Annotated in this window: 8 protein-coding genes; all 8 read right to left on the bottom strand. The window is 70.6% G+C overall.

Annotation, left to right across the window (positions count from 1 at the left end; translation table 11 throughout):
• Positions 1–42: 42 nt before the first annotated feature.
• The 8 genes from ACWEO5_RS36990 to ACWEO5_RS36955 all read right to left on the bottom strand — a co-directional run bounded on the left by ACWEO5_RS36990 (position 43) and on the right by ACWEO5_RS36955 (position 8,638).
• Positions 43–486, bottom strand: a complete 444-nt coding sequence (locus ACWEO5_RS36990) for a hypothetical protein (protein ID WP_452166480.1) — start codon at positions 484–486, stop codon at positions 43–45.
• Positions 483–737 carry a hypothetical protein gene (locus ACWEO5_RS36985; RefSeq protein ID WP_452166479.1) on the bottom strand — a complete coding sequence of 85 codons (255 nt, stop codon included), beginning with the start codon at positions 735–737 and terminating at the stop codon, positions 483–485. The genes ACWEO5_RS36990 and ACWEO5_RS36985 overlap by 4 nt, the downstream gene beginning before the upstream one ends.
• On the bottom strand, positions 734–1,534 hold the full coding sequence (locus tag ACWEO5_RS36980; RefSeq protein ID WP_452166478.1) for a hypothetical protein: 801 nt from the start codon (positions 1,532–1,534) through the stop codon (positions 734–736). The genes ACWEO5_RS36985 and ACWEO5_RS36980 overlap by 4 nt, the downstream gene beginning before the upstream one ends.
• Positions 1,531–2,331 carry a hypothetical protein gene (locus ACWEO5_RS36975; RefSeq protein WP_452166477.1) on the bottom strand — a complete coding sequence of 267 codons (801 nt, stop codon included), beginning with the start codon at positions 2,329–2,331 and terminating at the stop codon, positions 1,531–1,533. The genes ACWEO5_RS36980 and ACWEO5_RS36975 overlap by 4 nt, the downstream gene beginning before the upstream one ends.
• Before the next feature lie 113 nt (positions 2,332–2,444).
• The gene (locus ACWEO5_RS36970; protein ID WP_452166476.1) at positions 2,445–3,281 is read right to left on the bottom strand and encodes a DciA family protein; all 837 of its coding nucleotides are present in this window, start codon (positions 3,279–3,281) and stop codon (positions 2,445–2,447) included.
• Positions 3,278–4,681: a transcriptional regulator gene (locus ACWEO5_RS36965; protein WP_452166475.1), complete on the bottom strand. Its 1,404-nt coding sequence runs from the start codon at positions 4,679–4,681 to the stop codon at positions 3,278–3,280. Before ACWEO5_RS36965 ends, ACWEO5_RS36970 begins: the two co-directional genes overlap by 4 nt.
• A gap of 1,239 nt (positions 4,682–5,920) precedes the next feature.
• Positions 5,921–7,120, bottom strand: a complete 1,200-nt coding sequence (locus ACWEO5_RS36960) for an XRE family transcriptional regulator (protein WP_452166474.1) — start codon at positions 7,118–7,120, stop codon at positions 5,921–5,923.
• A 216-nt stretch (positions 7,121–7,336) separates the two neighbouring features.
• Positions 7,337–8,638, bottom strand: coding sequence for a GNAT family N-acetyltransferase (locus ACWEO5_RS36955; protein WP_452166473.1), 1,302 nt, complete (start codon positions 8,636–8,638; stop codon positions 7,337–7,339).
• Between the last annotated feature and the right edge of the window lie 341 nt (positions 8,639–8,979).

Raw genomic sequence — 8,979 nt, 5'->3', positions numbered from 1 at the left:
CGCCGCGGAGGTAAGAAATTCTTACCTCCGCGGCGCGGGCCCTCACTCCCGACCAGTGGCCGGGGAGGACCCGGTGCGGCGAAGAGCCCGCAGCCGGTTCAGTCGCTGGGCAACCACGTCGTACGCGCCACCGGGCTGACCCGGCCACCGCTCGATGCGGTCCCAGTCGAAGCCGTCCGGAATCGCGTATCCGAGGTGGTCGCGCAGGTTCAGCGCGTCGTGCATCGCCCGGTTCCAGGCGCTGACCGGTGGGAGGTCCAGGGGGCCGCCGGCGTGGATCGCCGCGCTCTCCAGGGCGGCATGCATGCTGTCGAAGGCGAGGTGGAGCGTGGCGGCGATCTCGCCATGGTCAACGGGACCGTCGGTGGTGGGGTTGTGCCGGCGCAGAGAGCGGGCGAAGAGGCGGATCGCGTCGGCCAGCTGGTAGGCGGCGGCGGTCGGGACGGGCATCGACGCAGCAGCGAAGTCCTGCGGGTCGTCGGTCACGACTGGAGGCCGGCTGCGGCTGCGAGTCGGTGAACGTTCATCAAGGGCTGGAGGGGGCCGGGCTTCCAGCCGGTGGCGTCCTGAATGAAGCCGCTGCCGAGGTCCTGCTCGCGACGGTCGGCCACGGGCACGTCCTTCTCGAACTGCTCGCGGTCGCCGGGCAGGCCGTACCGGGACAGGGCGGTGCGCAGTTCGTGCAGGGTGGCCGGCCGGGGCGCGGCGGCGGCCTGGTGGTCGGGCTGGGTGGTCACCTAGTCCTCCTCGATGACGGCGGGCGGTGCGCGGTGGCAAGGGCGGCGGATCGCGCCTGCGCGAACTCGGCCAGCTTGGCGCGGGTCGCTTCGGCGATCCGGGTGGGGTGGGCGGCCGGCAGCGGGATTCGGTCCAGCAGCAGGTACGCGGGAGGGGACTGCGAGGGACCGTCGAGGAACCACTCGTGGTCGTAGAAGTACAGCCGCCACTCCTGGCCCTGGTGGCGGAGCTGGACGAAGCCCTGGTGCTCGGGGTGCTCGGGGTCCTCGAAGGCCGTGACGCCGCTGCCGGGGACGACCAGGTCGGCGAGGAGTTCGGCGACCTGCTCCAGCACCTCGACGTACGTGGTGGGCACGGTGCGCAGCAGGGGGACTGCGGAGAACTCGGCGAAGAGGTGGTCGGCGGTTTCCGGGGACGGCTGGAGCTTGAACAGGTCCAGCGCCAGGTCGAACGGCTCCTGTGGGTCGTCGCCGAACCGGGTGAGCTGTACTTCGCCTCGCCGCTCCATGGCCTCCAGGGCGTCGAGGAGTCGGCTCTTCGCCTGCTCGGCCTGGTGCTGGATCGCGGTGAGGGCGGCGGCGATGGCTCCGGCCTGCTGGGGGGTCTGCACGGCCCAGGGGGTGGTGAGCGTGGTGGAGATGCCCTCCACGCCGGTCAGGGCGGTGGCGGCAAGCCAGGCCGCGGCTTCCGGTCGGTCGGCCGCGGAGTTGGTGACCTCCTCGGCGGTGCAGCCGTCGTAGGTGTCGCCGAGGTCGGCCAGCAGTTCGCGCCAGGGCGCTGCCGGGGTGCCGCTCATGCGTCGGTGCCTTCCGGAGGGAGCGGGGCGGGGCTGTGAGGGCCGTGGACGGTGATGGTGTAGACGTCGTTCCACCGGTCGTCGTTGTCCGCGTTGGGGCAGGAGGGGCCGCCTTCCTCTCCGAGCGCGATCCAGACTCCGGGCCAGGAGGGGTGGCCGTTGGTGAGGTACCGCCCGCAGCCGTCGCAGGCGTGCACCGCGAACCCGCGCTCGCGGAGGTCCGCGAACTGGTCGAAGGTGAGCTCGAGCCGGTCGTCGTTGACGTAGTTCATGACCGGGTAGAGCGGGCCGAAGGTGGTGCGCGCGTCGACTTCGTCCCAGCTGTCCATGCCGTCGGCCGTGGCGGTGGTCTGGTAGCCGAAGAGCGGGACGGGACCGTGGCCCTGCTCCTGGACGACGGCGATGCGCTCGACCGGCGTGCCGTCCGGGACGATGGACAGCAGGAACTCCTTGATGTGCTGGGCGGCTTCGTGGTTCGGGGCGGGGTGGCTCAGCCAGGCCGTGGAGATCAAGTCCTGCAGGTCGATGTGCGGGTAGATGGTGTCCTCGATGACCGGTCCGTCAGCGGTGGCCAGTACCCGCCGGCGGAACTCGGTGTGTTCGGAGCTGGCGACCATCACCTCGTGGCCCTGGACGGCGGCTTTCACCGCGGCCGGGACGGTGGGGAAGTCCGTCAGGAAGCGGGCCCACTCCGGCAGCATGCCATCCAGGTCTGGGGTCTGCTGCGGAGCCTGCACAGCGCGCAGGTTGCCGATCTCGTGCACACTGGCGCTCGTTGTACTGGGATTCTGGGCCACGCGGGGTTCCTTCGCTCGATCGGACGGGGCAGTTCACGCTAGTAGCTGGACGGGAGGGCGTAGGGCCGTTCGGCATCACTCGGAGGGGTGAATCGCCGGCCGCCGGGCCCGGCTCAGGCGGCGCCGCTGAGGGTGCGCGGCAGCCGGGTGGGGTGCAGCGGGGTGGTGCCGCGGGCTGCCCGCTCCGCCCGGGCCCGGCGCTCGGCGATCGCCTGGGAGCTGGCGGCCGCGGCGGCGCGGGCAGTCGTCTCTTCCTGGTGAGCGCGGACGGCGACGGCCTCGGCGAACACGTCTTCCGGTTCGCGCTTGCTCAGCACGGCTTCGGTCTGGCGGGCGATCGCGGCGGCGACCACCGGGTCGATGCTGGCCTGCCTGGGCCGGATCGCGGCGAGGGCCTGGTGGTAGCCGGCGCTGGCGACGTCGTCGCGGGTGCGGGCCGGAGCCTCGGGCTGCGCGGCCGCGTGCTGCCGCTCGGTCGGCTGGCCCAGGCCGGTCGCGCTGGCCAGGGCGCGGGGCGGCAGCACCCGAAGATCCCGCACCACGGTCCGGCCGATCTTGCCGTTGATCCGGGCGACGAGCTGGCGGCCGAGCAGGCGCAGCTGGGTCGCGTAGGCGGCGCTGGCGGGCTGGAGGTCGAGGCGGCCGGTGGGCGGGTCGTAGTGCACGGGGGCGACCTTGCCGATGAGCTCGGGGGCGATGTCGGCCCACTGGTCGATGACGCCGCCGCCTGCGGTGGGCATGTCCCAGGCCCGGTCGGCGACGAGTCCGGCGAAGGCGGCACCGAGGCCGATCGGGTCGCGGCCGCCGCTGCGCACGGTGCGGCGGCGGGCGGGCCGGGCGGTGGCGCTGGCGCCGCCGGGGGCGTCGGCGCCGCGGGTGCGGGCGGCCTCCCGGGCGGCCTTGAGGGCGACGCGGGCCAGGTCGACGCCGCTGGTGGACGGCTCGGTCACGCGGACCTCCAGGGCTGGTGGATGACCATGCGGCCGGTGTGGCGCAGGCGCAGGACCTGGTCGACCAGGCCGTGGGTGTAGAGCCGGCGGGCGTAGTCCTCGCCGAACTCCCGGATCGCCATCAGGACCATCTCCGGGTCCTTCTGGCCGAGGGCGCGCAGCTCGATGACGTCCTCGCGGGTGAGCTGGGCGAGGTCGACCAGGCCGTCCTGGTCCTGGGCGAACAGCTCCAGCTCCCCGACGTTCCGAACATCCTGGGTGCCGGTCTGCCGGACCTGGGCGAACGCGGCGTCGACGAGGCGGCCCACCGAGCCGGTCGCCGGGGCCTGCCAGTCGGTCAGGGTCCACTCGGAGCTGGTGCGGTCGTGGCGGGCGCGGGCGGCGGAGCGGGAGTCGCGCCACTGCTCGACCTGGACGGCGCGCTCGGCCTCGGTGCGCCAGCCCGGCATCTGCGTCATGCCGCGCAGCCGGTGGCCGAGCAGGCCGGTGGGCCGCCAGGTGCCCCGCTTGGGCGCCTCGACCATGGACAACCAGGCCACGACCTCCTCCGCGCTCCAGCCCGCGTCGGCCACCTCCTTCACCATCCACGCGACCCGGGGCACCAGAGCGCGACGCAGCCACGGCACCTGGCGCACCAGCTCTGCGGCCAGCTGGAACCGGCGTCCGACCTTGTTGAGCGAACGAGGGGCCCGGCCCGGCTGCTTGGTGGACTTCTTCGCGGCGGTGGACTTCGACTTCCCGCTTGCGACGTCCGTCTCGGAGGGAAGGTGGGTCAAACCGTCAGCAGGAGAAGTACAGCAACCACCCCCCATTGGGGTGCAACGGCAGACTGCTGCTGAGGCGGTGTCAGCGGCCTGTGAAACGTGGGACTGGACGGCATCCGAGGAACCCTGACCGGCCGTCAGCGAGGCCTTCGCGGACGGCTTCGGCCGGGCCGCGCGGACCTTGCGCGAGGCCCGCTTGCCCAGCAGCGCCATCACCGCCCGCCCGGCCTCCGCGATCCCCACCACCCGCCGGCCGCTGCCTTCCCCCGCGACCCGCACGCCCAGGGCGACGTCGAACTCGAGCGGGACCACCCGGACGAACTCGCTCGCCTTCGCCTTCTCCCCGCGGACCCGGGTCCCCTTCGCGACGTAGGCGAGCAGGCCGGACTCCCGCAGCATGTCCAGCTGGTACTGCGCGGTCCGCTCCGTCACGCCCAGCCGCCGCGCCAGGTACTCCACCCCGGGACGGCACGGCGACAGCTCCATCAGCAGCTGCGCGGTACGGATCGCGGTGCGGCCCATCTCCCGCGGCCCGTGCGAACGCGACGGCCGGTAGCAGCCCGAAGCCACCACCCAGTGCACCGCCTGCATCCACGAGTACGGGTCCAGCGCGACCCGCCCCCGCGTCGTGGTCACCCACTGCTCAGCCGCCGGCACCAGCAGCCGAGGCAACACCGGCACGCACGGAACGAACCGCCGCGCCGCCTTCGGCATCGGAACCGCGACCACCGCGGAGACGTCGACCGTCTCCCCGCGCTGGCCGGGAACCTGCGGCGCGGCCGGATCTACACCCGGGAGGCCGTCTACGACACCCCCGACACGTTCACCCGGAGGTGTGATGTGCATCACATGGGTACTGGGGTGGTTGGTGTCCCCGACAACCGGTCCGACAACCGGTCCCCCGACAGAACCCAAGGCTGGAGGGGGGAGAACTCTCCTCCCCTCCTCCCGGCCGCCGTCGATCATGATCGAACCAGCGGAGCCCACCGCGGCGACCGGCGAGCCGTGTGACTGGAAAGGCATCCTGACCTGCTGCAAAATGACAACGCTCCCTACGGACACGTGGGAACGCAGCAGCGCCCCCACGGGGGTGTTGATAAGAAGCACCCCTTGCGGGTGTGGACACACAGCCCCCTCGTGGGGGCGAAAACCGATCGGCGACCTCCAGTTCTCAGTTCTTCTCGGGACCTGTGTTGCGGGTTGGGTGCAGTCGAGGCCCTTGCCGGGGCTCCGACTGCGGCCGGTTGGAAGACCGGTGTGTTGCAAGGCGGCTCCTGCCAGGGAGCCGGGTACTGCGAGTGGCCCTTGGAAAGGGGCCGGTTGTGGTGCGTGCGATGTAGTACCGCTGGTGGTTCGGTTGGACGCCGATCCCCAGCAACCCGCTCGACGGTGTGGAAGCCCGAGAGCGGGTGTTGAGCAGGACGGCCGCGTTGATCCGGGGTGGAAAACCCGGGGGAGCGGCCAACGGAGCAGACCCGTGGAACGGTCAGCACCGGACGATGGCCTAGGTCACGGAACACCCCCTGCTGAGGGGGCCGCCGTGGCCGGCCACGCACACAGAGACGGCACCCTGCCGGAGTGAGACCCGGGGCCTACCCGGTCGACTCCACGGCGGGGTGCCGTGCGCATGAGGGGCCCCAACACGGGTACCCTGCATCACGTCACCACCCTTTACGTGGTTGACCGGGACGGGCCCCCGGCCAGGGGCGCCGATCCACTTAACCGCCGTCCGGCCCGTCAGGGTCGGGCGGCGAAGTGCGTTTTGGATCACTGTCGGAGCAAGCGTACCCCTGTGGACAACGCGCGGAGTAGCCGCCAGCTCACCGTGTCGATCTGATGATCCAACGATCGGACGGAAGGTCAAGTTCGTTTCCATCAGCCCGAACCTCTCAGCTCGCGCAGGTGCTGGACGAATTCGACGGCTTCCGGGGCGTGCGCGAACCGGTTGTGGAGGATCTGGCCGAGGTCGGCGGAGACCATCGCGAGGGACGGCAGCGACCGCCGGTCGCCCTGCAGAGCCCGCTCGCCGTAGGCCAGCGCGGTGTCGAGGTCGCCGTCGCGGGCCGCGACCACGCCGAGCGTGACCCGGGCCTCGGCGATCCGCATCGGCGCCCGCTCCGTCCCGTCGAAATCCGTGCTGGCCCGGATCACCTCGCTCGCAAGCTGCTCGGCCAGTCGGTCCTCGCCGACCTTCCGGTAGGCGTCCATCCGGTAGAAGTCGAACTTCGCCGGGTCCACCACGAAGTGGTTCTCGATGTCCTCCGGGTACGGCAACCGTTCCAGCAGCAGGCGCCCCTGGTCGAGGGCGACTTCGGTCTGCTGCCGGTCACCCAACCTGGCCCACGCCTTCGCCTTCTGGGCGTAGAGCTGCGCGGCCACCGACTCGGTCGGCGCGACGGCGATGCCGGCCTCGGCGGCCGCGATGACACCGCGGTAGTCCCCGCGCGTCAGGCAGAACCAGGCCTTCATCTCGTGCGCCCAACCCTGGACACCGAGTTCGCCCGCCTCCACCCCGAGGAGCAGCGCGGCCTGCCGGGTCGCCTCCGCGTCGCGGGGCCGACCGGAGTCGTACTCCACGCACCCGACCAGCAGGGAGAGCTGGCCCGCGAGGGCGATCAGCTCGCGGTGCTGGGCGAGGCTGACGCGCTGGTGCTGGAGCCCGACGACGCGGGCCAGCCACGCTTTGCCCTCGACGAGCAGCTGGTCGGCGGGCATGTAGGCGTATTCGCAGGCGAGCCGGTCCGCCGTGATCCGCAGAGCGTCGAGCGTGGCCTGGTCGACGTCGCTCTGGCGCAGCCGGGCGATGATGTCGACGGTGTCCATGCCGCTGACCTGGAGGATTTCGGCCCGGCCGTCGCGTCGTCCGCGCTCGGGAAAGAACGCGCCGGTGGTCGTGCCGAAGGTGCTGGCGATCTCCTTCTTGTACTTGGTCGGCTGGGTCTCGCCGGCCTCCCACCGCTTCCACTGCCGCAGCAGATCCTGCTCCACCACGACCTGGTCCGCCGGGAGCCGGGCCATCAAAGCGCGCACCGCGTCGACCTGGGACCAGCCGCGGGCAGCGCGCTCTTCCACCATGCGCTGAGCCCACGTCGGCCTGTCGTCAGCAGCCATAGCAGATCCCTCCCACAGTCGGTTGTTCAGCGAGTCTGGCAGTGCAGTACAGGTGTGCGGAGGTGACAACCGCTGGTGACATCTGGGTTGTCACCAGGTGCTGTCACTTTTTGCTCCTTGATGGCTGGTGCACCGTGGGGCCTCGATCAAAATTCGGAGGGGAACCCGTTGGTGGCACGGTTAGTGACGATCGATCAGTCCTGGGCCTACGTTGCGGGTGTGGCCAGCAGGTCGCTGGAACAGCGCGCCGCTCCCTCGGCCGGCTACGTCGACGGTTCGGACGTGGGAGAAGTCGCGGTTGCTGTAGTAGGCCTGAAGGTCGGCGTTGTCGCGCCAGGCGTCCAGGCGCAGCCAGTGCTTGCCCTGATCGGCAGCGCGGAGACTGGCCCAGTCGAGCAGTGCCGATCCAAGTTCCAGGCCGCTGACATCGCGACGTACGACCATGCGGTGTACGTACAGAGCGGGTTCGGCAATCTCCGCCGGGCTCCAGAAGTCAGGGTCGGCGTGCTCGTCCACGGTCACGGTCGCCACCGGCGTGCCTTCGTCCTCCACGATCCAGCACTCACCCGCTGCGATGTTCTCCGCGATGCGATCGGCGCGCGGGGGGTACTGCCACTGCTCTGTACCGCGCTCGGCCAACCAGGTGGCCGCGTGGCCCCAGAGGTTCACCACGGTGTCCAAGTCGTTCCCGGTGGCCACCCGGATGGTTGGGGCGCTCAGCTTCGGCTTGCTGCGTTCGTAGGTGATGACGTGGCGGTCGCCCGGAAGGACATTGACGACGACGCGGACGGGCCGGCTCTTTTCGGTGTATCCGGTGCAGAGGTGAACTCCAACGGGCGTACCGGGACCGAGCTGGAGGCGGTCGGACTCGTCCGGGGTGGGCATGCGTACCTGGATCTCGTCCAGCGCCCGAACCTGCTCATGTCCCAGCTCGGCCAGCACGACGTTCGCACCGCGGGCGATGTCGTCGGGGTTCATGATCTCGCTGCCCTGCACCAGATCCAGGGGGAAGTGGCTGTCGTTCGTGTTGTACGGCACCCCGTCGATGAACCGGACACGCCGACGAACCGCCACCAGTTCGCCCTCCCCGAGCTGAAGTCGGCTTCGAACCTCCGGAGACGGGACGACCACATTCACCTCGATGTGCTGTCCGGCCTCCCGCCCTTCCTGCGCCATCTGGGAGAGAAAGGAGTCCATCTCCGGAGACAGCGGCCGCTTCATGAACTCGGCCTGCGGGCGGTAGACCATCGGTCGGCGGCTGCGGACGAAGTAGCCGCGGGGCCGGTCACTCACGATCAGGCCCTCGTTCACCAGGACCTTGAGGCCCTGAACCGCAGTCGACCGGGTGGTTTCCCACTCAGCCGCGATCTCGGCTTCGGTAGGCAGCCGCGCGCCGGGCCCAAGGGTTCCGTCGGCGATCTCTGAGCGGATCTTGTCCGCGATGCGCTGGTAGAGGGCCCGTGCCCTACTGCTGACTGCCATAGGAGATGTCTACCCCGCCAGCAATGACTAGTCAATGTAGGCGAAGGGGGTTGACCTGGCGTCGCAGAGGGTGCAGTCTTCATTGCGTCAGGCATTGAGTAGTCAATCTACTCGACCTAGTACATCCTTTGTGCCTGCTGAAGGACATCGGTAGTCGCCGCCCGAGTGGGCGCAGGGTAGCTCCACCAAACCCATGCGACTGCCCGCAGCGCTGATGCGCTGTCCGCTCGCCAGGGCACCGGAACTCCCGGTCGGCCTGGCGGCCGGAGAGAGCACCGCGACGCAGCCCTCATCTCCCTCCGCACCCACGAGGAGTCACGATGACCACCCCGACCGCGCCC

The organism is Kitasatospora sp. NPDC004272, assembly GCF_053603035.1.
The sequence above is the reverse complement of the archived record's forward strand: the minus strand, read 5'-3'. Positions and strand labels throughout refer to the sequence as shown.